The sequence below is a fragment of the Sulfuritortus calidifontis genome, from assembly GCF_003967275.1.
Lineage (GTDB): Bacteria > Pseudomonadota > Gammaproteobacteria > Burkholderiales > Thiobacillaceae > Sulfuritortus > Sulfuritortus calidifontis.
On sequence record NZ_AP018721.1, the window covers coordinates 754,937 to 778,959 of the forward strand.

Here is a 24,023-nt window from a genome sequence, read left to right on the forward strand (position 1 = left end):
TTACGGGTTGGCGGCGAGCGCGACCAGAATCTGCGGCAACAAAGTTGAGGCACCCAGGTGCGGCGTCAGCCGCACCTCGATGGCCGGATGGGCCTGACTGAATTGCTCGACCAGGTCGGGAATGTCGTGCGCGACATGGGTGCCGGCGGCCAGAAAGTAGGGAAAGGCGACGATCTCAGTCGCCCCGCGTGCCGCGCAGGCGGCCAGGCTGTCCGGGATGGAGGGCTCGGCCAGCTCGAGGAAGGCGACGTCGACGTGGTCGTAGGGCAGGTTCGGCAGGCGACGCACCTGCTCGGCCAGTTGCCGCACCTCATCGTTGGAGGCCTGGCGGCGGCTGCCGTGGGCGATGATGATCAGGCTGCGCATGGCGGATTCCGGTGGTTTATCGAGGCCGACATGCTACACCGCTACCGGGTCGGCCGGCAGCCAAACTCAAGGAGAGCGCATGACCGAGCAAGTCAGCCTCAAGCGCAGCTTAAGCCTGGCCCAGATCACCTATTACGGACTGGGCACCATCCTGGGCGCCGGCATCTACGTGCTGGTCGGCAAGGTCGCCGGCAGCGCCGGCCTCTACGCGCCCGTCGCCTTCCTGGTTGCCGGCCTCATCGCCGCCTTCACCGCCTTTTCCTATGCCGAGCTGTCGGCCCGCTATCCGCTGTGCGCCGGCGAGGCGGTCTACGTCCAGCAGGGCCTGGGCATCCGCAGTCTCGCCATCCTGGTCGGCGGCCTCATCGTGCTCACCGGCATCGTCTCCGGCGCCACACTGACCAGCGGCTTCGTCGGCTATCTGCAGCTCTTCCTGCCCTTGCCGCGCTGGCTGGCCATCACCTTGCTGGTCTACGGCCTCTGGGCCCTGGCCGCCTGGGGCATCGCCGAGTCGGTCAAGGCGGCAACGATCGTCACCCTGATCGAGGTCGGCGGCCTGCTCTTGATCATCGCCGTCTCCGGCCGGCATCTGCTCGACCTGCCGCAGCGCCTGCCGGAACTGCTGCCGCCCTTCGAGCCCGAGGCCTGGCACGGCATCCTGCTCGGCGCCTTCCTCGCCTTCTACGCCTTCATCGGCTTCGAGGACATGGTCAACGTGGCCGAGGAGGTGAAGGAGCCGCAGCGCAATCTGCCGCGCGCCATCCTGCTCGCCCTCGGCCTGGCCACGCTGCTCTATCTGCTGGTCGCCCTGGCCGCGGTGCTCACCCTGCCGCTGCCCGAGCTGGTGGCAAGCACCGCCCCGCTGGCCGAGATGTACCGCCAGGCCACCGGCCAGGAGCCCTTGCTGATCGGCCTGATCAGCCTGTTCGCGGTGACCAACGGCGCCCTGATCCAGATCGTCATGGGCTCGCGCGTGCTCTACGGCATGAGCCGGCAGGGCTGGCTGCCGCGCGCCCTCGGCTATGTCTCGCCCAAGACGCGCACGCCGCTGCTGGCCACCGCCGCCATGGCCCTGGCCGTGCAGGGGCTGGCCCTGGGCGTCGAGCTGGTCGCCCTGGCCAAGGCCACCAGCTTCATCATCCTGATCGTGTTCGCCCTGATCAATCTGTCGCTGGTGCGGGTGAAGCGGCGGCTGCCGGTGGTCGAGGGCGTGCGCAGCTATCCGCTATGGATGCCGGTTGCAGGTTTCGCCAGCTGTGTCGCCCTGGTGGCCTTTCAACTGGCAAGCTGGCTCAAGGCCTGATCAGGCCGGCCACAGCGGCGGCTCGTCCATCGCCGCGATCTGCTCGCGCAGTTCCAGGATGTGGTCCTGCCAATAGCGCTGGGTGTTGAACCAGGGAAAGGCGGCGGGAAAGGCCGGGTCGCTCCAGCGCCGGGCCAGCCAGGCGGCGTAGTGGATCAGGCGCAGGGTGCGCAGGGCCTCGACCAGATGCAGCTCGCGGCTGTCGAATTCCATGAAATCCTCATAGCCGGCCAGCACGTCGGAAAGCTGGCGGATGCGCTCGCCGCGCTCGCCCGAGAGCAGCATCCACAGGTCCTGCACCGCCGGGCCCATGCGGCTGTCGTCGAAGTCGACGAAGTGCGGGCCGTCGTCGGTCCAGAGCACGTTGCCCATGTGGCAGTCGCCGTGCAGGCGGATGGCGGCCACCTCGCCGGCGCGGTCGAAGGCGCGGCGCACGCCGTCCAGGGCCTGGTCCACCACCGAGCGATAGGCCTCCAGCAGGTCGGCCGGCAGCCATTCGCCGGCGAGCAGGAAGGCGCGCGGCGCCTCGCCGAAGCTGGCGATGTCGAGCACGGGGCGGTGTTCGAATTTCTTCAAGGCGCCGACCGCATGGATGCGGCCGATGAAGCGGCCCATCCATTCCAGGGTGTCGGGGTCGGACAGCTCCGGCACCCGGCCGCCCTGGCGCGGGTAGAGGGCGAAACGGAAGCCGCCGTGCCGGTGCAGGCTGGCGCCGTCGATGACCAGAGGCGCGACCACGGGGATCTCGCGCTCGGCCAGCTCCTGGCTGAAGGCGTGCTCCTCCAGGATGGCCGCGTCGCTCCAGCGCTCGGGCCGGTAGAACTTGGCCACCACCGCGCCGCCGTCCTCCAGCCAGATCTGGTAGACCCGGTTCTCGTAGCTGTTGAGCGCGAGCTGGCGGCCGTCGCCGCGCAGACCGACGCTGTCCAGGGCGTCGAGCACGGCATCCGGCGTCAGGCCGGCGTAGGGGGCGAGGGGTTCCATGGCCGCCATTGTAAGCCACAGACCTTTCCCCCTCCCGGCCTCCCCCACGAGTGGGGGAGGGGTGAGCCATCACCGCTTGTGTGCCCTAAAGGGCAGAAAGGGTGGATAGGGGCGGGAATCCGCGTGACTAATCGGCCGGCACGCTGATCGGCTGCGCGCCCCAGATCTGGCTGGCGTAATCGCTGATGGTGCGGTCGGAGGAGAACTTGCCCATGTGGGCGACGTTGAGGATGGATTTGCGCGTCCAGGCGTCCGACTCGCGGTAGAGCGCCTCGACCGACTGCTGGCAGGCGATGTAGGAGGCGTAGTCGGCCAGCAGCAGGTAGGGGTCGCCGCCCTGGGTCAGGGCGTCGAAGATCGGCCGGAAGCGCTCGCGGTCGTCGGGCGAGAAGTAGCCGTGGTTGATCATGTCCAGCGCCTGCCGCAGTTCGGCGTCGGCATGGTAGTAGTCCCAGGGGTTGTAGCCGGCGGCCCACAGCCGGCTCACCTCATCCGTGGTCAGGCCGAAGATGAAGAAATTCTCCGGCCCCACCTCCTGGCGAATCTCGATATTGGCGCCGTCCAGGGTGCCGATGGTCAGCGCGCCATTGAGCGACAGCTTCATGTTGCCGGTGCCCGAGGCCTCGGTGCCGGCGGTGGAGATCTGCTCCGACAGATTGGCCGCGGGCACGATCAGCTCGGCATTGGACACGTCGTAGTTGGGGATGAACACCACCTTCAGCCGATCGGCCACCGCCGGGTCGTTGTTGATGATGTCGGCCACGTCGTTGATCAGCTTGATGATGCGCTTGGCCTGCAGGTAGCCCGGCGCCGCCTTGCCGGCGAAGATCACCGTGCGCGGCACGCAGTCGCCGCCGGCGCGCAGCCGGTTGTACAGGGTGATCACGTGCAGCACGTTGAGCAGCTGCCGCTTGTATTCGTGGATGCGCTTGATCTGCACGTCGAACATCGAGTCGGGGTCGACCTGAATATGCAGCCGCTGCTCGATCACCTTGGCCAGGCGCAGCTTGTTGTCGCGCTTGACCTGGGCGAACTCGGCGCGGAACTCGGCGTCGTCGGCCAGCGGCACCAGGCGCCGCAGCTGGCTCAGGTTCTTCAGCCAGCCGCGGCCGATATGCCGGCTGATCAGGGCCGACAGCCCGGGGTTGGCCTGGTTCAGCCAGCGCCGGGGCGTGATGCCATTGGTCATGTTGATGATCTTGTGCGGCCACATGCGCTGGAAGTCGGCGAAGATGGTGTCCTTCATCAGCTGGGTGTGCAGCTCGGCCACGCCGTTCACCTTGTGGCTGCCGACGATGGCCAGGTGGGCCATGCGGATGCGCCGGCCATGGGTCTCGTCGATGATCGACAGCCGTGCCCACAGCCCCGGGTCGTCCGGGTAGCGGTGCATCACCTCCTTCAGGAAGCGGTGGTTGATCTCGTAGATGATCTGCAAATGGCGGGGCAGGATCTTCTCGAACAGTTCCACCGGCCAGGTCTCCAGCGCCTCCGGCATCAGGGTGTGGTTGGTGTAGGCGAAGGTGCGGGTGGTGATGTCCCAGGCATGGTCCCAGTCCACGTTATGCAGGTCGACCATGATCCGCATCAGCTCGGCGATGGCGATCGACGGGTGGGTGTCGTTGAGCTGGATCGCCACCTTGTCCGGCAGGGTGTCGAAGCCGTCGTGGTGCTTGTGGTGGCGAACCAGAATATCCTGCAGCGAGGCGCAGACGAAGAAGTACTGCTGCTTCAGCCGCAGCTCGCGGCCCATCTCGGTGGTGTCGTCCGGGTAGAGTACCTTGGACAGGTTCTCCGACTCGTTCTTGTCTTCCACCGCCTTGATGTAGTTGCCCTCGTTGAAATAGCGCAGGTCGAAGTCCCGGCTGGCCTTGGCCGCCCACAGCCGCATGTTGTTCACCGTCTCGGTGTCATAGCCGGGGATGGGGTAATCGTAGGCCATGGCCATGACGTCGTCGGTGTCCACCCAGTGGAAGCGCGGGTTGCCCTGCTCGTCGGCATAGTTCACCACCCGGCCATTGAACTTCACCTGATACAGCATCTCCGGCCGCGGAAACTCCCAGGGGTTGCCGTAGCGCAGCCAGTTGTCCGGGTGCTCGACCTGGTAGCCGTTCTCGATGTGCTGGTTGAACATGCCATATTCGTAGCGGATGCCGTAGCCATAGCCGGGAATGCCCAGGGTGGCCATGGAATCGAGAAAGCAGGCGGCCAGCCGGCCCAGGCCGCCGTTGCCCAGGGCGGCATCGAACTCCTGCTCGCGGATGCGCTCGGCATCCAGGCCCAGGCCCGCCATCGCCTTCTTGAAGTTCTCCTCGCAGCCGGTGTTGAGCACCGCGTTCATCAGGGTGCGGCCCATGAGGAACTCCATCGACAGGTAATACACCCGTTTGGCGTCCTGCTCGTAATAGCTGCGCATGGTCTTGATCCAGTGCTCGGTCAGCCGCTCGCGCGCGGCATAGGCGGCGCTGTAGAACCAGTCGCGGTCGGTCGCGGTGATCGGGTCCTTGCTGATCGAATAGACCAGGTGGTTGCCGAGCGAACATTCGATCGACTCGGCATCCATGCTCAGCTTGTTGATCTTCGCGCTGGCGTAATGGGCGGGTTTGTTCTTCATTGGTTTGCGCTTCCTCTACGGTCTAAGGAAGGTCTGATTAAGCCGTCATGCCCGGGTTGCCGCTTTATCGGCTATACAACCACGGCCTGCCCCTTGCGGGTGCGCAGGCGGGCATCCAGTTTATTGATCTTTCTGGGTTCCCGCCTGCGCGGGAACGACGAAATCGGACCCCTAAGCAGCATAGTCTCGCCCGGACAACGCCACAACCGCGGGTGTGGTGGCGATGGCCGTAGAATGGCGTCATGCTGAGCCCTCACGACTATGCCCGCTTCCAGCGGCTGCGCTGGACCGTCTTCACCCTGCTGGTGGTGTCCTACATGCTGGTCTACTTCCACCGCATGGCGCCCGGCGTGGTGGCGGCCGACCTGATGCAGGCCTTCCACACCACCGGCGCCCAGCTCGGCTCGCTGGCGGCCATGTACTACTACGTCTACACCGCCATGCAGCTCCCCTCCGGCATCCTGGCCGACACCCTGGGGCCGCGCATCAGCGTCACCGTCGGCGCCGTGGTCGCCGGCATCGGCTCCATCCTGTTCGGCCTGGCGCCCGACTTCGCCACCGCCTCGACCGGGCGCTTCCTGGTCGGCCTCGGCGTCTCGGTCGTCTTCGTCGGCCTCATGCGCTCCAACACCGTGTGGTTCAGCGAGCGCCGCTACGGCCTGGTCAGCGGCCTCACCCTGTTGCTGGGCAACCTCGGCTCCATCCTGGCGGCCGGGCCCCTGGCCGCGCTGCTCTTGTGGTTCTCCTGGCGCAACGTCTTCGTCGCCGCCGGCCTGCTGTCCCTGCTGCTGGCCGCGCTCACCTATGCCTTCGTGCGCAACCGGCCGGAAGACGCCGGCTTCCCCTCGGTCCGCGCCATGGCCGGCGAGGTTGAGCACGCGATGAGCGAGCGCCACTGGTGGCACGACCTCAAGGCCGTGCTCGGCAACCTCAAGGTCTGGCCCGGTTTCTGGGTCAACTTCGGCGTCACCGGCAGCCTGTTCGCCTTCGCCGGCCTCTGGGGCGTGCCGCTGATGCGCGACCTGTTCGGCCTTTCCCGCGGCGAGGCCTCGCTCTACACCACGGCCGCCCTGGCCGGCTTCGCCGTCGGCACCTTCTACATGGGCTGGCTGTCCGACCGCCTGCACCGGCGCCGGCCGGTCATCCTCGGCGCCGGCCTGCTGTCCTGCGCCAGCTGGCTCGGCCTCATCTTCCTGCCCTGGGGTCCGGGCTGGTCGGGCTTCGTCCTCTATGCCGCGCTCGGCCTGTCGGCCGGCGGCATGGTGGTCACCTATGCCGCAGCCAAGGAATGGGCGCACCCCGCCAACGCCGGCATGGCCATCGCCCTGGTCAACACCGGCCTCTTCCTCGGCGCGGCCATCATGCAACCCTTGTTCGGCTGGGTGGCCGACCTCGCCTGGGACGGCACGCTGCTCGACGGCGTGCGGGTCTACAACTGGGCGGGCTATCGCAACGGCCTGGCCGTCTCCGCCGGCTTCGCCGCCCTCGCCGTGCTCGGCGGCTGGCGCCTCAGCGAGACTAACTGCCGCAACCAGACCCTGAAATGAAAGGCAGCCGGAATCGGCTGCTGCATCTGCGGGTGCTATCGGGTGTGGTTGGGTTCAGTCGGAAGCGGCCTGCCGTAGCGCGGTCTGAAAGGACCGCTGCTCGGCCGAAGTGAATTCTGATGGACGCTATCGTTCCAGTCCGCCACCACTCCAAAAGAGTTAGCTAGAGAACCAAAGCTGATCCCTATTGTTGCTCGGTTCCCTCCGGCCTTCGGCCTCCGGTCGCCCCTGAGCTAGCACGTTGGGCATCTTGGGGTGGTGGTGACAATAGGCACACAGCAGCGTAAGATAATTTTATGAAACCGTTTCGTTGGAATGCCGAGAAGAATGAGACGCTCACGTCTGAGCGGGGAATTTCGTTCGAGCGCATCGTGGTCGCCATTGAGTCCGGTGGGCTATTGGACATCTTGGCTCACCCGAACCAAGCGAAATATCCAAAGCAGCGTGTTCTAGTCGTCTCGTGCGACAACTACGCCTACTTAGTGCCGTTCGTCGAAGAGGAAGACTATTTCTTCCTCAAGACTGTGATCCCCAGCCGCAAGGCTACTCGGGACTATTTGAATCAAGGTGAACCGGATGCCGAAAATTGATGCATACGAACTCGAAGTGCTGAGCGCCTTCGAGAAAGGCCAGTTGAAGTCCATTGCAACGAAAGCCGAACTTGCCAAGTTCAAAGCCGCCGCGCGCGCCACTGCAATCAAGGATCGGCGGGTCAATATCCGCCTGTCTTCTGGCGACCTTAACGATATTCAGGTCAAAGCCCTGGAGGAAGGGGTGCCGTACCAAACGCTAATCGCTAGCGTTCTACATAAGTATGTCACTGGCCGCCTTGCGGAGCGACCCAGTACCGTCACGAGCGCAACTCGCAAGCCCGCGGCAAAGCGTCGTGCTTCGTCAGGTCGCTAATCCATCGCCTTGGCCCAGACGCCCAACCCTTTGTTGCAGGGGGCCTTGCGCATAAGGCCGCGCTGAACTCGAACAGTGCGTCCGAATCTGGAAGTCGTGACGGGCTGCTTCGGCCGATATGCCGACCAGTTAGTTAGATGGGCAATCTGAGAGTCCGCTTCTGCCCCTGGCCCACCCGATGAGATCGGCGCTTGAATGGTTTCAGATCGGCCATAACGGCCACTGTCACCGTTTCGTGCTTGACCCGCCTCAGACCCCGGCAGGAATCTTGTTGGCCATCATCTTCCTCCGGTCCAGCTTGTCCCCGTCGACGATGAAGGTGCCGTCGCCCACCGCGTGCAGCGTGCGCTTCTCCTTGCGCGCCGTGTTCTTGTAGGCGGCCACGCCCTCCAGCACGATGAGGTTGTGCTTTCTGACCATGTCGACGACCCGGCATTCGATGTTGGCCAGGCACTCCTTGATCAGGGGCGCCTTGACGTGCTTGCCCGGCTCGGGCGTGAGGCCGAACTTGTCGAACTTGTCGGTGTCGGCGCCGGAGCAGGTGCCGATGCCGACCACCTCGTCCAGCAGGTCGACGGTGGGGATGGCAATGACGCACTCCCGGTGCTTGCGCAGCGCGGCGAAGGAGTAGTTCCACGCGCCGGTGCAGATGCCGAACGCCGGCGTGAAGTCCAGCACCATGGTCCAGGAGATGGTCATGATGTTGTGCTTCTTGCCGTCATGGGTGGTCACCAGGACGACGGGTCCGGGTTCCAGCAGGGTAAAGGCCTTGCCAAGTTCCATCTCACGCATGGGCGCGCCTCCTGGATGTCGGACTGTCAGACGCGGTCCGGTACATACCGGACCGCACACTTTGACAGTGTAGTCCCCGCCAAGAAAAACGCCGGCTCGGGGCCGGCGTTTTTTGTCGGGTGAAGTGGCTCAGTTCAGCTGCTGAATGCCCGCCACCACCCAGCCGTGGCTGCCGTCGGCCGGTTTGGTCAGGTGCCAGACCTCGTCGAAGGCCTCGGCAGCGCCGTTCGCCTCTTCCCGCACCAGGCCGTGGAAGCGCACGCTCACGCGCAGCTTGTTGCCTTCCTCGGCGCACTCCAGCACATCGGCGTTGAGCAGGGTCACGTCGGTCTGCTGCTTGGCGGCGCCGCGCTCGGTCAGTTGCAGGCGGATCTCGGCGAACATCTCGGGCGAGGTGAATTCGCGGATGTCGTCGATGTTGCCGGCGTCGTAGGCCGCCTGCATGCGCAGGAAGTTGAGCTTGGCCTCGCGGCTGAAGGCCTCGGCGTCGAAGCCGGCCGGCAGGGCGGCGGCGTGGCCGGCCTGGGGTGCGGCGCTGCCGTCGGCCACGGGCTCGGCCTGGAAGGGCATGACGTTGCCGCCCGCCGCGGCGCCGGCGTATTGCATGGCCGGCTGCTGGCGCTTGCGGGTGAGGAACTTGAACAGGAAGATCGCCGCCATGATCAAGAGCGCGATCATCAGGAAGTTGGCCATCTCCTCGCCGAAGCCGAAGTGCGAGGCGAGGGCGGCGAGCCCTAAGCCGGCGGCCAGGCCGGCGATGGGGCCCATCCAGCTGCGCTTGCCCGGCTGGGCGGCGGCGGCGCCGGCGTTGTTCTGGCTGGGAGCGGCGACGTTCTTCGACGGCGCGCTGGCCGGCTGCTGCGGGGTGATCTGGCGCTGCATGCCGGAGGACTTGCCGCCGCCGAAGCGCTTGGCCTCGGCATCGTGCAGGGGCAGGGCCAGGCCGACGAAGACGGCGAGCAGGGCAGTGAGGAAACGGGTCATGTACAGGCTCCTTGAGTGAAAGCGGCTATTGGTTTCAGTGTGTACCCGATAGAGATTGGGGCGAATCGAAAAAGTTCTAGTCCGCGGCCCCCAGCGCGCCGCCGCTCACCCAGAAATCGGTGCCCTTGCTGAGGAACTCGTTCACCGGTACGTAGTGCGAGCCGTCGCAGGAAAAGGTGAGGCCGACCACGCCGTTGAAGATGTTGAGCGTGCCGCTGCGCAGATAGAACATGTCGTCCATGAAGCGCAGGCTCTTCAGGTTTTGCAGCACCGGGCTGATCTGGCTGGCACGGACCTCGGCGTTCTTCGGGTAGGGCCGGCGCGGATAGGCCAGGCAGCTGTCGGGGCTGGTCAGTTCGTCGATGTCGAGCAGGCGGTAGCGGTAGGGGTCGTCGATGTGCCAGGCCACGGCGCGGCTGCTCGAGAAGTGCAGGATGATGTGATAGATGCCGTGCGCCACCATCAGCTCCCTGACCACGCCGATCACGGTGTCGATCTGCTGGTCCATGATGCTGTCGGACCGGGTCTGGTGGAACACCGTGCCGCGGATCGAGGGGTCGCCCTTGATCTGGCGCCACTGGGCGGGCTGCTGCAACAATTCGCGGGTGATCGGCAGGTCGCGCAGGTCGAAGTCGACGCCGACGAAGCCGAGCACCCGGCCCTCGGGGTTGCGCACGACGTGGATGGCGGTGAGCGAGGGCCGCTTGGCCCGCTCGCTGATGTAGGCCTGGGACAGCAGGAAGCCCTCGGCCGGCACCGCCTCTTTCATATAGGGCCGGTACGAACGGTCGCGGCCGAAGTCCTCGTCGATCAGGCCCTCGCGGCTCATGTTGCTGCTGACCTGGACGCCGTTGGTGTCCATGGCGTACATGAAGTTGCCGAAGGGCAGGGTGCGAAAGGCCTCGGTCAGCACCACGTCGAGGCTGACCCGGTCGCCCCAGGCCCGGCCGCAGGCCTCGGCCGCGCGGCCCAGCGGCACGCGCAGCATGTCGGTCAGCGCCTCGCGCTGGCGGGCGATCTGTTCCTCAAGGGTACCGGGCTGGGCGGGCATGACAAAAAAGCGGGTCGGGCGAAACGAAGCGCCAAGTATAGCAATGCTTGTTGACGTTTCCGTTGCGCCGGATCAATCGCCGAGCGATTCGAGGAAGCGGCGGCGGGCCGCCTCCAGCTCGGCGCGGGCCAGGCGGTGTTGGGTGGCGTCGCTCCCGGCGGCGTCGATCAGCCGGGCGCAGTCGGCGGCAAAGGCCTCGAAGGCGGCCAGCACCCGGGCCTCGTCCAGGGCGCGGGCGGCCTTCGGCGCCGGCCGGGCCGCGGTGTCCAGCGGCTTCAGCACGGCATAGCGGGGGATCAGCTTCTGCCCGCCCCGCTCGTTGCTGGCGGCGACGGGGCTGGTCTTCACGTAGACCTCGCCCTCGAAATCGAAACGGGCGCCGAGGGGCAGTTGGGCGAACTTCATGCGATTGGCCTCAAAGCGGCTTCTTCCGCTCCAGCTCGCGCAAGTAGCGGGAATAGCCCAGCTCCACGACCTCGCCCCGGCTCGCCCGCTGCAGGGCGGTGACGAAGTCGGGTTCGTCGTCCTCCGGGTCGTCCGCCACCAGCACCAATCCGCCCGAGGCCAGGCGGATGCGTATGCCGTTGACCAGGGCATTGGGGTCGGCCTCGGTGATGAGGTAGAGCGGGCATTCCTCGAAGGCCGCGATCTGGTCGAGGTTGAGATAGATCTCGGGCGCATCGAAGCGGGGCACGGCCCGGCAACGCGCCGGATGGCCGTGGCCGAAGTGCTCGGGGCTTTGGCCCTCGATTTCCTGGAGGGGATGGAGCTTGATGAAGGGCATGATGGGTCTGATGGCAGCGCAGCCCGTATTATGCCGGCACCTCAGGAACTGCACGACAGCATCGAGCAGCCCGCCTTCTGCCGGGCCCAGTCCGGCCGCCGGGCGGCGAAGCGCTCGCGTCCCGGCTGCTCGTCGTAGGGTTTGCGCACCAGGTCGAGCAGTTCGTGCACGCGCGACAGGTCGCCCTGCGTGGCGAGGTCGATCGCCTCCTGCGCCAGGTAGTTGCGCAGCACATAGCGCGGGTTGGTCGCGTTCATCCGCGCCCGGCGCGCCTCGGCCGGCTCGCCGTCCCCGCGCAGGCGCTCGGCATAGCCTTGCAGCCAGGCCTCGAAGGCTGGCCGGTGCTGCTCGCGCAAGGCCTCGGAATAGAAGGCCTCGGCCAGCGGCGCCAGGCTCGGCGCGGCAGTGTCGATCTCGGCCAATTTGCGGAAGAACAGGGTCATGTCCACCTCGGCCCGCTGCATCAACTCGAAGGCCTCGGCCACCCATTCGCTGTCCTCACGCTTGAGGCGATGCAGGCCGAACTTGGCCGCGGTCATCGCGCTGTGCGTCTCGGTGAAGACGTCGATATAGCGGTCCAGCCCGTGGTGCAGCGTGTCGGGCGTCGGGAAGGCAGGCAGCAGGGCATCGGCCAGTCGGCTCAAATTCCAGTGCGCGATGTGCGGCTGGTGGCCGAAGCGGTAGCGCCGGCCCTCGGCATCGGTGGTGTTGGGCGTCCAGTCCGGGTCGTAGTTGTCGATCCAGCCGTAGGGGCCGTAGTCGATGGTCAGCCCCAGGATGGACATGTTGTCGGTGTTCATCACGCCGTGGACGAAGCCCACCCGCATCCAGTGCGCGATCAGGCGCGCCGTGCGCTCGCACACCTCGGCGAACCAGCGGGCGCGCTTTTCCTGCGCATCGCCCTCGATCTCGGGGAAATCGCGGGCGATGGTGAAATCCACCAGCTTTTCCAGCAGCGCGGTGTCGTTGCGCGAAGTGAAGATCTCGAAATTGCCGAAGCGGATGAAGCTGGGCGCAACTCGGCAGACCACGGCGCCCGGCTCGTATTCCGGGTTGCCGTCGTAGAACATGTCGCGCAGCACCGGCTCGCCGGTGGCCACCAGGCTGAGCGCGCGCGTGGTCGGCACGCCCAGGTGGTGCATGGCCTCGCTGCAGAGGAATTCGCGGATCGACGAGCGCAGCACCGCGCGGCCGTCGGCCCGGCGGGCATAGGGTGTGGGGCCGGCGCCCTTGAGCTGCAGCTCCCAGCGTTCGCCTTTTGCGTTGACCGTCTCGCCCAGAATGATCGCCCGGCCGTCGCCCAGCTGCCCGGCCCAGCCGCCGAACTGGTGGCCGCCGTAGCAGGCGGCATAGGGGTCCATGCCCTCGATGAGTCTGTTGCCGCCGAAGACCTCGGCGAACTCCGCTGCCTGGATCGCCGCCTCATCGATGCCGAGCAGCGCCGCCACCTCGGGCGAATGGGCGAGCAGCTGGGGCTGCCGCACCGGCGTCGGCAGCACGCGCGACCAGCAGGCGCCATGCACCTGGCGCCGGCGCGGACCTTCCTCGGGGTCGCCCGGCAGTTCGGCGATAAAGCGGTTGTCGAATTTGAGAGCGAGCATGGAGAGGAAGGCTTGAAGAGGATGCCTAACGATATGCGGGCTGTCGGCCGGAAATCAAGGCCTGGCGCGGGTTTTCGGGCGGCATGTCCCTGGCCGGCGCAGGGTTAAGCCACGGTCTGCCTGTGCTACCGTAGCGTCATGAGCCAAGCCCTCGACAGCGTCCGCGCCTACCACGAGCGGACCAAGCATCACTTCCGGCGCTATGCCGACGGCCCCGGCGGCCTGGACTGGGCGACCCAGCCCGACCCCTTCCGCACCTATGCCGGCAGCCCGCAGACCCTGCTGCCGCTGCTGGCCGAGGCCAGCCCGATTCGCCAGCTGCGCTATGCCGAGCTCTACACGGGCGCCATCGCGCCGCAGCCGCTGACCCTTGTCCACATCGGCGCGCTGTTGGAGCTGGCCTTCGGCCTGTCGGCGTGGAAGCAATACGGCGCCAGCCGCTGGGCCCTGCGCTGCAACCCCTCCAGCGGCAACCTGCACCCGACCGAGGCCTATGTCGCGGTGCAGGGCGTGGCCGGCCTTGCCGACGGCGTGCATCACTATCTGAGCCGCGATCACCTGCTGGAACAACGCTGCGCCTTCGCCGCCCCGGCGCTGCCCGCGGGCGGTTTCCTCGTGGGGCTTTCCGCCATCCACTGGCGCGAGGCATGGAAATACGGCGAGCGCGCCTTCCGCTATTGCCAGCACGACGCCGGCCACGCCCTGGCCGCCGCCCGCTATGCCGCCGCCGTGCTGGGCTGGCGCGCGCGTCTGCTGGACGACTGGGCCGATGCCGACATCGCCGCCCTGCTGGGGCTGGACCGGGACGAGGACTTCGGCGCGGCCGAGCGCGAGCACCCGGATTTACTGCTGTGGATCGAAACGAACGCGAGCGATCGGCGGCCAGAGATCGACGTTCGGCCCTTGCGCGCGGCCGCCGGCCAGTGGACCGGCCGGGCCAACCGGCTCTCGCCCGAGCACAAGCACGACTGGCCGGTAATCGAGGCGGTGGCCGCGGCCAGCCGCAAGCCACGTACGCAGGCGGCCGTCGGCTCGCCGCCCCGCCTGCCGGCGCTCCTGCCGCTCGATTGCACGGCCGGCGCGGTTGCACTCATCAAGCAGCGGCGCAGCGCGCAGGCGTTCGACGGCGTCACTTCGATTTCCGCCCAGAGCTTCTACCGCATGCTCGATGCCACTCTGCCACGGGCGCAGGTACCGCCGTGGGACGCCGTCGCCTGGCCGCCGCGTATCCATCTGGCCTTGTTCGTCCATCGGGTCGAGGGTTTGCTGCCGGGGCTGTATTTCCTGCTGCGCCACGACGGCATCGAGGCGCGCATGCGCGCCGAGCTGTCGGGCGAATTCCAGTGGCAGGGCGTCGAAGGCTGTCCGCCCCATCTCAGGCTCTATCGCGTGCTGGCGGCCGACACCCGCAACGCCGCCCGCGCCCTGTCCTGCCACCAGGACATCGCCGCCGACAGCGCCTTTAGCCTGGGCATGCTGGCCGAATACGACAGCGCCTTGAACCAAGGGCCCTGGGTCTACCGGCAATTGTTCTGGGAGGCCGGCATGCTGGGCCAGGTGCTCTACCTGGAGGCCGAGGCCGCCGGGGTGCGCGGCACCGGCATCGGCTGCTTCTTCGACGACGGCGTGCACGACCTGCTGGGTATCCAAGGCCACTGGCTGCAAAGCCTCTACCACTTCACCGTGGGCGGCGCCCTCAGCGACGAGCGGCTGCAGACCCTGCCGCCCTATGCCCATCTGCAGCGCAGTTGAGAAGAAGAAGGGGCGAATCAGGCCTTGGGCAAAGGGCGGCGACGGTAGCCGTCGCGGTCCACCACGACAAAGCCGCCTATCAGGCCGTCCGACATTTCAGCAAACAGACGGGCCAGTCGTTCGGCAGGTTCTTCGGGGGTGCTGGGGATAAAACGCAGGTAGATCAACCCCGATGGGCAGGGCAGGCCGCGAACATAGATCAGTTCGCCATAGTCGCGGTCAAAGGTGAACAGCACGCGATCTTCATCGTGTGCCTGGCGTAGCACTTGTTCATCGGTGCTGCCGGCGGCCATTTCGACGATGCTGGCCACATCGTGCCCTTGCGTGCGCAGGCGGCGGATAGTGGCAAGCGGGATGTTCTCGTTGGCGAGCAGTTTCACGCCGCCAGTACCTGGCCGATGAACTGCTCATCGTGCAGGCAGGCGGCGCTGAAGGCGAAAACAGCCTGCAAGTTCTCGCGGCTGAGCTGGGGGTAGTTTTCCAGCACTTGGGTCTCACTCCAGCCCTGGGCGAACAGGCCTAACAGGAATTCGACGGACAGGCGGGTGCCCTTCACGACCGGCTTGCCGGCCAGAACCTGCGGGTTCACTTCGATATGCGGTTTCCAGTCCATGGCGCCCTCCTGTTGGCTGTGCCTAATTGTAGCCCAGTGCTGGAAAAACTCGGCACCAGAGAAACCTAGCGTCCCAGGTAATCCTTCTTGCCCAGCTCCAGGCCGTTGTGGCGCAGGATGTCGTAGGCCGTGGTGATGTGGAAGAACAGGTTGGGCAGGGCGCGGTTGAGCAGGAAGTCCTGGCCTTTATAGGTGGTCACCGTCTCGCCGCGCTTGAGCACGACCTCGCGCGTCTCGCTGCCGTCGATCTGCTCGGGCTTGAAGGTCTGCAGATAGGCGATGGTCTTCTTGATCCGCTCGATCAGCTCGGCAAAGCTTTGCTCGCCGCCGCCGAGCTCGGGCGCCTCCACCCCGGCCAGCCGGGCGGCCCCGTTCTTGGCGTGGTCGCAGGCCACCTGCACCTGCTTGGTGAAATGGAACATGTCGGGATACAGGCGGAAGCCGAGCAGGGCGGCCGGGTCGATCTTCTTCGCCTCGCAATGCGCCGCCGCCTTTTCCAGAATGGCGGCGAGGTTGTTCAAGGCGCGGATGAACACGGGCACCGAGGCCTGGTACATGGAAAGGGACATGGCTGCGCTCCTCGATGGAATGGCGGAGGGGCAGCCTAGCACATCCTGCCAAGGCAAAAGCCCCGCCGGCCTTGGGGTCAGCCCTGCTCCATCGCCGCCTGGTATTCCCCGCGCTGGGCCAGGCCGTTCAGCCGGGCGCGCTTGATGAAGGCGGCCTGGGCGGCGCCGGCGTTTGCCGCCTTGCCCTGCCAGGTGGCCATGGGCGGCTCCTGCAGGGCGCGGGCGTAGGAGAACGACAGCAGCCAGGGCAGGTTCCGGTAGTCGCGGTTCATGGCGTTGAGGAAGGCGCTGGCCTCCTGCGGCGTCAGGCCGCCCGACAGGAAGTTGACGCTGGGCACCGCGGCGGCCACCGTGCGCCGCATCACCCGCACCGTGCGCTCGGCCACCTCTTCCGGCGGGGCCTTGGCGGCGCAGGCCTTGCCCGGCACCACCATGTTGGGCTTGAGCAGCATGTATTCCAGCTGCACCCGGTGCCGCTTCAGGGCGTGGAACACCTCGTGCTGCACCGCCTCGGTCACCGTCTCGCATTGCTCGATGTCGTGGTCGCCGTCAATCAGTACCTCGGGCTCGACGATGGGCACGATGCCCGCCTCCTGGCAGATCGCGGCATAGCGGGCCAGCACCTCGGCATTGGTCTCGATCGCCAGCCGTGTCGGGTTGGCCGGGCCGATGGCATAGACCGCCCGCCACTTGGCGAAGCGCGCGCCCTGCGCCTTGTAGCCGGCCAGCCGCTCAGGCAAACCGTCCAGGCCCTGGGTCACCTTGTCGCCCGGCGCGTTGGCCAGACCGGCCAGGCCCTTGTCCACCTTGATGCCGGGCACGATGCCGGCGCGCCGCGCCAGTTCCACCAGCGGCGTGCCGTCGTCGGCCTTCTGGCCCAGGGTCTCCTCGAACAGGATCACCCCGGCGATGTAATCGCCGATGCCCGGCGTCGACAGCAGCAGCTGGCGGTAGGTGCGGCGGGTTTCCTCGTTGCACTCGATGCCCACCGCCTGGAAGCGCTTGGTGATGGTGGGCGTGCTCTCGTCGGCGGCAAGAATGCCCTTGCCGCGCTGCACCATGTCGCGGATGGTGGCTTGCAGATCGTCCTGGGTGCTCATGGCCTCGCCTCGGTAGGAATGTTCGAAGGACTTTAAGGCTAGCCCGTGACGCGGCCATTGCAATCTCGCGGCCGGGTGCATTCATGGGTTTTATTCGGGGCCGAGGCCGATTATCCTTGCGCCTGAGACGAATAACCCGCAGCCGCAGGCCCAGGCCGATGAACAGACAAGAGCCGACCAAGCAACCAGCGCCCGAGAACCTTCCGGTCAGTGAAATCCTCGTCCGCTTCGTGGAAAAACTGGGGGTGCAATGCATCTTCGGCATTCCCGGTTCGCACATCCTGCCGGTCTACGATGCGCTCTACGATTCGCCCGTGCGCTCGGTGCTGGTCAAGCACGAGCAGGCCGCGGCCTTCATGGCCGGGGGCTATGCCCGGGTCAGCGGCGGCGTCGGCGCCTGCATCACCACCGCCGGGCCGGGCGCGACCAACCTGGTCACCGCCATCGCCAGCGCCTATGCCGACCACCTGCCGGTGCTCGCCATCACCGGCGAGGCGCCCACCTACATCTTCGGCAAGGGCGGCCTGCAGGAAAGCTCGGGCGAAGGCGGCAGCATCGACCAGGTGGCCCTGTTCGCCGGCATCACCCGCTACCACAAGCTGATCGAGCGCACCGACTACCTGGCCACCGTGCTCAACCAGGCGGCCAAGCACTTGCTTTCGAAAACGCCCGGCCCGGTGGTCTTGAGCATCCCCTACAACATCCAGAAGGAGCTGGTCGATGCGTCCATCCTGGACGGCATCGCCTTCGGCCGCGCCAACGGCGAATGCGGCATGGCGCCGAACGCCATCGAGCAAAGCGTGGCCCTCATCCGCGCGGCCCGGCGGCCGCTCATCGTCGCCGGCTACGGCTGCATCCGCGCCGGGGCGCAGGCGGCCTTGAGCCGCATCAGCGAGCGGCTGAACATCCCGGTCACCAGCAGCCTCAAGGCCAAGGGCGCCATCGACGAACGCTCGGCCCTGGCCCTGGGCAGCCTGGGCGTCACCTCCGGCGGCCATGCCATGCGCTATCTGGAGCAGGAGGCCGACCTGGTGCTGGTGCTGGGCGCGAGCTTCAACGAGCGCACCAGCTACGTCTGGGACAAGCACCTGCTGGCGGGCAAGAAGATCATCCAGGTCGACAACAGCGCCCAGCAATTGGAGAAGGTCTTCCGCGCCGACCTCACCGTGCACACCGATCTGGGTACCTATCTCAAGACGCTGGATGCCGCCCTTCAGGCGCAGGCCGTCCCGGCCAAGTCGCCGGTGGACATCGCCGCCTTCATCAAGCAGGCCCAGGCCGAGTTCGATGCGGCCGGCGAGACCATCTTCGACAAGAAGTTCGATCAGGTGCGCGCCCTCTACGGCTGGCTGGAGCGCAAGTTCCCCGACGGCCTGGTCATGTTCGACGACAACATCGTCTTCGCCCAGAACTTCTACCGGGTATCCGCCAAGGACCGCTTCTACCCCAACACCGGCATCTCCGCCCTGGGCCACGCCGTGCCGGCCGCCATCGGCGCCGGCTGCGCGGTGCGGCAGCCCCTGTTCGCCATGATCGGCGACGGCGGCTTTCACATGTGCGCCATGGAGATCATGACCGCGGTGAACTATCAGGTCCCGCTCAATATTGTGCTGTTCAACAACAACACCATGGGTCTCATCCGCAAGAACCAGCACCACCTCTACCAGGACCGCTTCATCGACTGCGACTTCGTCAACCCCGACTATGCGCTGCTGGCCCGGTCCTTCGGCATCAACCACGTGCGGGTGGAAAGCGAGGCCGACCTGGCACGGCTGGAGGCGGTGAACTTCCGCCAGGGCATCAATCTCATCGAGGTGATGATCGAGCGGGATGCCTATCCGAACTATTCCTCGCGCCGCTAGGGTATGAGCGGTTGCAATCCCACGCGCTTGGCCGAGTGCATCGCCCGCCACCAAGCCGACATTCCCGGTTTGGCCGAAATCGGCCGGCAACTGCAAGGCATGCTCAGCACGTTCCCTCTGCCCGCTGGGGAGAGGGATAGGGTGAGGGGCGTCTTTGCCAGCCGGTCACCCTCACCCCAACCTTTATGCCCTTTAGGGTGCTCTCCCCTCAAGGGAGAGGAGGTAGAAAGGCTCATCGCCCTCTACGACCGGGCCTACCCCCTCCTGGAGGCGGCCATGTGGTCGGAGGGGGCGGACTTCCACGCCCTGCTGGCCGACTACCAGGCCTTGTTCCGCGAGCAGGAGGCGCTGATCCGGCAGTCCGGCCGGGACGAGCGCCACCACTTCATCCTCGGCATCCCCATCGCCGACCGGCCGCCGCATCTGCGCGCCTGCCTGGAGAGCATCCATCAGCTCTGCCGGCTGTATGACTATGGCGGCCAAACCGACGGCGTGTGGGACAGGGTGCAGGTGGTGGTGGCCGAGGACAGCCGCGAGGCGGCCAACATCGCCCGCGACCTCGAGCTGGTGGCGGAATACCGGGCCAAGGGCCTGCAAGTGCATCACTTCGGCCTGGACGAGCAATACGCCCTGCTGCAAGCCCTGCCGGCCGACACGCGCGCGCGCCTGGGCCGCCTGCTCACCACCCAGCCGCGCGAACGCTTTTATCTCAAGGGCCAGGCCGCCAACCGCAACCTCTGCTATCTCAAGTTCCTGCAGCTCACCCGGGACAAGGCCCGCACCCTGTATTACCTCATCGACAGCGATCAGGCCCTGTGTGTCAACCGGCAGACCGAAAACGGCGACGAGGCGGTGTACGCGCTGAACTACTTCCACTACATGGACAGGATTTTCCGCAGCACCGACATCTACATGCTCACCGGCAAGATGGTGGGCGATCCGCCGGTGTCGCCCTCGGTCATGGCCGCCAACTTCCTCGACGACGTCACGGCCTTCTTCAGCCGCCTGGCCACTCTGGGCGGCGGCGCGGCCTGCCGCTTTCACGGCGCGCGCGCCAGGCCGGGCGACGCCGCCTATCACGACCTGGCCGGGCTGTTTGGCTACCCGGCCGGGCAGGCGAGCTTCGATTACCCCTGCCGGCTCACCGGCGCGCACGACCATGCCGCCTGCCTGCGCGACTTCGCCGACCGGCTCGCCGCCTTCTTCTTCGGCGAGCACCTCACGCGCAAGACCCGGTTCGAGTACAAGGGCGATTTCACCCGGACCGGGCCCGCGCGCACCGTCTACCCCGGCAACTATGTGGTCAACTACGCCGGGCTGAAATACATCATCCCCTTCGGCCATTTGCGCCTGAGGATGTCCGGCCCCACCGCCGGCCGGCTGATCGCCGCCGAGATCGGCCCGCGCTTCGCCGCGTTCAACATGCCCAACCTGCACCGGCGCATCACCGAGGCCGGGCTGGCCGACGACTTTCGCCCCGGCGTGGAAGTGGGGCAGGAGGCCATCGACCTGGCCGACGAATTCGAGCGCCAGTTCTTCGGCGACCTGATGCTGTTTGCCACCGAAGCGCTGGTGAAAAGGGCCGACGTGAACCAGCCCTTCCCTCGGGCGGTGGTCGAGACCGTGCTGAATGAGAAAGAGGCCGAACTGCTGGCGCTGTACCGGCAAAAGCACGAGGCCATCGTGGCCAAGAGCCGGCTATTGCAAGAGCAGGTGTTCGAGCGCGGCCATTGGTGGCTGCAGGCGCCTGAGCTGGCCGAGTCGTTAAACCAGGTGCGCGCCTTCATCGCCAACATCGAGCGCAACTTCGGCGAACACGCACCGGCCTGGGGGCAGATCCAGTCCGTCGAGCACCGCGCCCAGCGCAAACGGCAGATTATTGATGCCTTGCTCAACTACCGGGCCGAGCGCGAGGTCTGGGACAGCCTGTTTTAACGGTGTTTTCTTATTTCAAGAATTGAGAAAGCAGGGAAGGGCGCTTGCCAAACCACACATCGCGCAATATTGCGCAACCAATTCTGAAAATACATTGCGCAATATTGCGCATTAATTGAAAATTACCAATATATCAATTGGTTGTGAAACAAGATGCTGTCATTCGAGCCGAGCGTAAAGCTCGAAAAAGCCCTCAAGCAGTTGCAAGGCCAGGTGGTCAATGCGGCCGCCGGGCTGAGCACGCTCGAACCTGCCGAGGCGCAATATCTGAACCGCTGCGCTTTGGTCAGCAACGTTGGCGCCTCGACGCGGATCGAAAACGCCCTGCTCACCGATGCCGAGGTGGAATGGGTTGACACCACGCTCTCGGTGGATGGCCGCGTCACGGCCTTTGAGCAGCACAAGGCCTTCATTCTCGACAAACTCTCCAAAGATCGCGAGCGCAGCGTGGAAGAGGTCGTGGGCTGCCGTGAGGTGTTGGCAACGGTCTACGCCCAGGCGCGCGACTTCGTGCCCCTCACCGAGATGGTGATTCGCGGCCTGCATCATGATCTGCTCAGGTTCTATCCCCAGGCCTCGCCCTATGCCGGCGCCTACAAAACTTCGCCCAACCGGGTGATCTCGAAAAACCATGCCACGGGCGAAGTGCGCACGGTGCTCGATCCGGCCGCGCCCGGCATCATCACCGAAACCGCCATGGCCGAACTGGTGGCCTGGTACAACGCCAATCGGCACGAAACGCCCTGGCCGCTGTTGGTGGCAACCGAATTCGTGTTTCGCTTCCTGGCGATTCACCCATTCCAGGATGGCAACGGCCGCATCGGTCGCGCTCTGTTCCTCTTGGCGTTGCTGCAATCGGACGATGCGCCCTTGGCTACGCTAATGCCCTATGTCGCTCTGGATCGGCGCATCGAACAGAACCGCGCAAAGTACTACGCGGTGCTGCATGAGGTCTCGCAAGGCCAGTTTCATGCCGACCCGGCGCAATACCACTATGAGCCGCTGGTTTGGTTCTTCCTAAAAATGTTGGAAGGCGCGCTGCGCGATGTGGCGCACTATCGCGAGCGCTATGCACGGTTGCAAAAGCTGTCGGAAGCGACGGCAACCGTGCTGCAAAGCTTTAAATTGCAACCCGAGCAACGTCTGCGCGTGAACGACATCGTAATCGCCACACAACTGCCGCGCCGCACCGTGCAATACGCCTTGAAGACGCTAACCGATCAAGGCTTTTTGCAGCGACTGGGCCAAGGTGCGGGCGTGCGGTATCAGCTGGTGTTTTGAGCGCAGGCTCAGTCGTCCACCTTTAGTGAATCTTTCGCCCGCTCGATAATCTGCCGCCGACACTCACGGTAAACCTCGCACGCCTCGTCCAGCACCTTTTGCGGCACCGAGACATGCGAGTAATCCACCGGCGTGCGGTCGATGCGGCCGCTGTGGATGCGGGGGGAGGAGTCGCCCTTTCTGGCCTTGCCGGTGTGGCTGAAGATTTGATAGCGCTCGCTCAAGGGCGAATCCAACTCCAGCCAATGCGTAAGCCTGGGCAGCAAAGCTTCCGGCGCGCGCTGGAACAGCTCGGCATCGAAATAGAAATAGGGCTGGCTGGCCGCGCGGCCGAACTCGGCCAGGGCCTGGATGCGCGCCACGTAGTAGTCGGCCGCCGCCTCCGGCGCGGCCAGCGGCTCGGGCGTCGGCTTCTGGCTGAACAGGTCGACGATGCTCTTGATGGTCTGCTCCGGCTCCAGCAGCGAGACCAGGATCTTCACCTCCGGCAGGTCCAGCCGCTCCGGGTGCAGGGCATAGTCGTTGTGCAGCAGCTTGTCGAAGAGATAACGGCTGCCCGGCTTGAACGTCTCGTCCTCCAGAAACACCTCTAGCTGCCGATCCAGCGCCGAGGCGTCCTCATAGCTGATGTGCATTTCGTAATAGCCGTTGATCTGCGGGTGCGAGCCGAGGATATGTCCGGCCAGGCTGGTAAAGGCCCGCATGTGGCTGAGCAGGAAGATTCGGGCGTGGTGCTTGGGCGGGGTATTCATGGCGTGAGTTCGGGGTGCTCCGCGGCCAGCCAGGCAGCCAGTTCGGCCAGCAGCTGTTCCGCCTCCTGAATGCAGGTGGCGAGCGAGGCCGGGTCGATCTCCTTGCCGGTGTAGTCAGAAAGGTTGCGCTTGTTACGCAAGGTGTCCAGCACCGCCACGCGCGCGGCCTTTAGGCCGATGGTCTTGGGCAGCGACTGGATCACGGTCTGATGATGGCCCGGCACTTTGGTATCCGGCCGGAATCCGTTGGCCATCAACGCCGCGAGGGCGCATTGCATGATGCACTTGTAGGCGGCGTCGAAGCGGTTTTCCGTGCTGATGTTCTCCGCCCGTGCATCGGCCAGGTTGCGCCGCCCTGCCGCCAGCAGGTGGCCGATCTCTGCCCGGTCGGTGGTGTGCCGCTTCAACTGGCCGATCTTGAGCAGGTTATCCAAGGTCATCGTCCGTCCCTATCAGAAACAGCTTGGGCTCGCGCAGCACCCGTGTCACAAAGCGCTCCTTGGCCTTGCGCTGGGCGGCAAATTCCGCCGGCGTCATCACCACCGGGTTCACCTCGCGCCCCAGCCGTTGCCGCAGCGGGGAGAGCAGCGCCACCACCTCGGAAAAATCCGCCTCGCCGATCACGAACACATCCACGTCGCTGGTTGCCGACCCCATGCCCTGGGCCAGCGAGCCGAACACGAAGGCCGCGGTAACCCGCCCGGCCAGAGGGGCCAGTGCCTCACGCAGCACATCGGCCAGACCCGCTGTCTTGCGAAAGATTTCCGTCAATTCCGGGTAGATCGGGCAGGCCCGGTTGGCCCGGTAGCGCACCTGGTTACCCGCCGGCTCGCGCTGCAGCAGACCGGCCTCGGTCAGCGCGCGCAATTCCCGGTGCAGCGAACCGGCCGGCACCCCGGTCAAGCGGGCGATCTCGCGCACGTGCAGGCTGTCGTCCGGCCGCAGCAGCAGCAGGCCCAGCACCTGGCGGCGGTAAGCGGAAAAGAGAAGGTCGATGGGGTTGGTGGGCATGTGCAAGTGTTCTCAAAAACGCTCCGATTGTAGCAAAAAAGAGAACACGTAAAAGCCCCTCACCTATCCAGCGCGGCAGCGTCCCAATAGCTGATGTGCATTTCGTAATAGCCGTTGATCTGCGGGTGCGAGCCGAGGATATGCCCGGCCAGGCTGGTAAAGGCCCGCATGTGGCTGAGCAGGAAGATTCGGGCGTGGGGACGGTGTGTCATGCTGATC

General features: G+C 65.9%; 25 protein-coding genes. 8 read left to right on the forward strand and 17 right to left on the reverse strand.

Features of this window, described 5'->3' with window-relative positions; genetic code table 11:
* Positions 1-366 (reverse strand): sirohydrochlorin chelatase, encoded by a 366-nt coding sequence (locus EL388_RS04085; protein WP_126460021.1) that lies wholly within the window; start codon positions 364-366, stop codon positions 1-3.
* A gap of 79 nt (positions 367-445) precedes the next feature.
* Here EL388_RS04085 and EL388_RS04090 point away from each other — a divergent pair, with 79 nt between their 5' ends.
* Positions 446-1,669: an APC family permease gene (locus EL388_RS04090; protein WP_126460024.1), complete on the forward strand. Its 1,224-nt coding sequence runs from the start codon at positions 446-448 to the stop codon at positions 1,667-1,669.
* On the opposite strand, the gene EL388_RS04095 is transcribed toward EL388_RS04090, so the two are convergent.
* Positions 1,670-2,662, reverse strand: coding sequence for a serine/threonine protein kinase (locus EL388_RS04095; RefSeq protein ID WP_126460026.1), 993 nt, complete (start codon positions 2,660-2,662; stop codon positions 1,670-1,672).
* A 118-nt stretch (positions 2,663-2,780) separates the two neighbouring features.
* Positions 2,781-5,264, reverse strand: a complete 2,484-nt coding sequence (locus EL388_RS04100) for a glycogen/starch/alpha-glucan phosphorylase (RefSeq protein ID WP_197721819.1) — start codon at positions 5,262-5,264, stop codon at positions 2,781-2,783.
* 242 nt (positions 5,265-5,506) lie between these two features.
* Between EL388_RS04100 and EL388_RS04105 the strand changes: the two genes are divergently transcribed.
* The 3 genes from EL388_RS04105 to EL388_RS04115 all read left to right on the forward strand — a co-directional run bounded on the left by EL388_RS04105 (position 5,507) and on the right by EL388_RS04115 (position 7,717).
* Positions 5,507-6,811: an MFS transporter gene (locus EL388_RS04105; RefSeq protein ID WP_126460029.1), complete on the forward strand. Its 1,305-nt coding sequence runs from the start codon at positions 5,507-5,509 to the stop codon at positions 6,809-6,811.
* A gap of 296 nt (positions 6,812-7,107) precedes the next feature.
* On the forward strand, positions 7,108-7,401 hold the full coding sequence (locus tag EL388_RS04110; RefSeq protein WP_126460032.1) for a BrnT family toxin: 294 nt from the start codon (positions 7,108-7,110) through the stop codon (positions 7,399-7,401).
* Positions 7,388-7,717, forward strand: coding sequence for a hypothetical protein (locus tag EL388_RS04115; protein ID WP_126460035.1), 330 nt, complete (start codon positions 7,388-7,390; stop codon positions 7,715-7,717). The genes EL388_RS04110 and EL388_RS04115 overlap by 14 nt, the downstream gene beginning before the upstream one ends.
* A 249-nt stretch (positions 7,718-7,966) precedes the next feature.
* Here the strand turns inward: EL388_RS04115 and EL388_RS04120 are convergent, their stop codons facing one another.
* From EL388_RS04120 to EL388_RS04145, 6 genes are all read right to left on the reverse strand, one after another.
* Positions 7,967-8,509, reverse strand: coding sequence for a flavin reductase family protein (locus EL388_RS04120; RefSeq protein ID WP_126460038.1), 543 nt, complete (start codon positions 8,507-8,509; stop codon positions 7,967-7,969).
* Between the two features lie 129 nt (positions 8,510-8,638).
* Positions 8,639-9,493, reverse strand: a complete 855-nt coding sequence (locus tag EL388_RS04125; protein ID WP_126460041.1) for a Tim44 domain-containing protein — start codon at positions 9,491-9,493, stop codon at positions 8,639-8,641.
* Positions 9,494-9,569: 76 nt separating this feature from the next.
* A complete protein-coding gene (locus EL388_RS04130; RefSeq protein WP_126460044.1) occupies positions 9,570-10,544 on the reverse strand; it encodes a PDC sensor domain-containing protein in 975 nt (324 codons plus the stop codon).
* A 72-nt stretch (positions 10,545-10,616) separates the two neighbouring features.
* Positions 10,617-10,949, reverse strand: a complete 333-nt coding sequence (locus EL388_RS04135) for a hypothetical protein (protein WP_126460047.1) — start codon at positions 10,947-10,949, stop codon at positions 10,617-10,619.
* A gap of 10 nt (positions 10,950-10,959) precedes the next feature.
* On the reverse strand, positions 10,960-11,328 hold the full coding sequence (locus tag EL388_RS04140; protein ID WP_126460050.1) for a hypothetical protein: 369 nt from the start codon (positions 11,326-11,328) through the stop codon (positions 10,960-10,962).
* A 41-nt stretch (positions 11,329-11,369) separates the two neighbouring features.
* Positions 11,370-12,929 carry a protein adenylyltransferase SelO gene (locus tag EL388_RS04145; protein ID WP_126460053.1) on the reverse strand — a complete coding sequence of 520 codons (1,560 nt, stop codon included), beginning with the start codon at positions 12,927-12,929 and terminating at the stop codon, positions 11,370-11,372.
* A gap of 138 nt (positions 12,930-13,067) precedes the next feature.
* On the opposite strand from EL388_RS04145, the gene EL388_RS04150 reads away from it, so the two are divergent.
* Positions 13,068-14,681 (forward strand): nitroreductase family protein, encoded by a 1,614-nt coding sequence (locus EL388_RS04150; protein WP_126460056.1) that lies wholly within the window; start codon positions 13,068-13,070, stop codon positions 14,679-14,681.
* A gap of 17 nt (positions 14,682-14,698) precedes the next feature.
* On the opposite strand, the gene EL388_RS04155 is transcribed toward EL388_RS04150, so the two are convergent.
* The 4 genes from EL388_RS04155 to EL388_RS04170 form a co-directional block, all read right to left on the reverse strand.
* Positions 14,699-15,061, reverse strand: a complete 363-nt coding sequence (locus tag EL388_RS04155; protein WP_126460059.1) for a DUF5615 family PIN-like protein — start codon at positions 15,059-15,061, stop codon at positions 14,699-14,701.
* Positions 15,058-15,294 (reverse strand): DUF433 domain-containing protein, encoded by a 237-nt coding sequence (locus EL388_RS04160; RefSeq protein WP_126460062.1) that lies wholly within the window; start codon positions 15,292-15,294, stop codon positions 15,058-15,060. Before EL388_RS04160 ends, EL388_RS04155 begins: the two co-directional genes overlap by 4 nt.
* Positions 15,295-15,359: 65 nt before the next feature.
* Positions 15,360-15,863: a DUF1993 domain-containing protein gene (locus tag EL388_RS04165; protein WP_126460065.1), complete on the reverse strand. Its 504-nt coding sequence runs from the start codon at positions 15,861-15,863 to the stop codon at positions 15,360-15,362.
* 77 nt (positions 15,864-15,940) lie between these two features.
* Positions 15,941-16,963 (reverse strand): class I fructose-bisphosphate aldolase, encoded by a 1,023-nt coding sequence (locus tag EL388_RS04170; RefSeq protein WP_126460068.1) that lies wholly within the window; start codon positions 16,961-16,963, stop codon positions 15,941-15,943.
* Positions 16,964-17,121: 158 nt separating this feature from the next.
* On the opposite strand from EL388_RS04170, the gene EL388_RS04175 reads away from it, so the two are divergent.
* The 3 genes from EL388_RS04175 (at position 17,122) to EL388_RS04185 (ending at position 22,041) form a co-directional block, all read left to right on the forward strand.
* Positions 17,122-18,825 carry a thiamine pyrophosphate-binding protein gene (locus EL388_RS04175; protein WP_126460071.1) on the forward strand — a complete coding sequence of 568 codons (1,704 nt, stop codon included), beginning with the start codon at positions 17,122-17,124 and terminating at the stop codon, positions 18,823-18,825.
* Between the two features lie 276 nt (positions 18,826-19,101).
* Positions 19,102-20,760 carry a hypothetical protein gene (locus EL388_RS04180; RefSeq protein WP_232019177.1) on the forward strand — a complete coding sequence of 553 codons (1,659 nt, stop codon included), beginning with the start codon at positions 19,102-19,104 and terminating at the stop codon, positions 20,758-20,760.
* 153 nt (positions 20,761-20,913) lie between these two features.
* Positions 20,914-22,041, forward strand: coding sequence for a Fic family protein (locus EL388_RS04185; RefSeq protein WP_126460077.1), 1,128 nt, complete (start codon positions 20,914-20,916; stop codon positions 22,039-22,041).
* Positions 22,042-22,049: 8 nt separating this feature from the next.
* On the opposite strand, the gene EL388_RS04190 is transcribed toward EL388_RS04185, so the two are convergent.
* The 4 genes from EL388_RS04190 to EL388_RS13805 are packed head-to-tail and all read right to left on the reverse strand — an operon-like array spanning position 22,050 to position 24,016.
* Positions 22,050-22,793 (reverse strand): sulfotransferase family protein, encoded by a 744-nt coding sequence (locus tag EL388_RS04190; RefSeq protein ID WP_126460080.1) that lies wholly within the window; start codon positions 22,791-22,793, stop codon positions 22,050-22,052.
* Positions 22,790-23,233, reverse strand: a complete 444-nt coding sequence (locus EL388_RS04195) for a DNA-binding protein (RefSeq protein WP_126460083.1) — start codon at positions 23,231-23,233, stop codon at positions 22,790-22,792. Before EL388_RS04195 ends, EL388_RS04190 begins: the two co-directional genes overlap by 4 nt.
* Entirely contained in the window at positions 23,220-23,804 is a 585-nt protein-coding gene (locus EL388_RS04200; protein ID WP_126460086.1) for a MarR family transcriptional regulator, read from the reverse strand. The genes EL388_RS04195 and EL388_RS04200 overlap by 14 nt, the downstream gene beginning before the upstream one ends.
* Before the next feature lie 59 nt (positions 23,805-23,863).
* Positions 23,864-24,016 (reverse strand): hypothetical protein, encoded by a 153-nt coding sequence (locus EL388_RS13805; protein WP_165919209.1) that lies wholly within the window; start codon positions 24,014-24,016, stop codon positions 23,864-23,866.
* Positions 24,017-24,023: the final 7 nt, after the last annotated feature.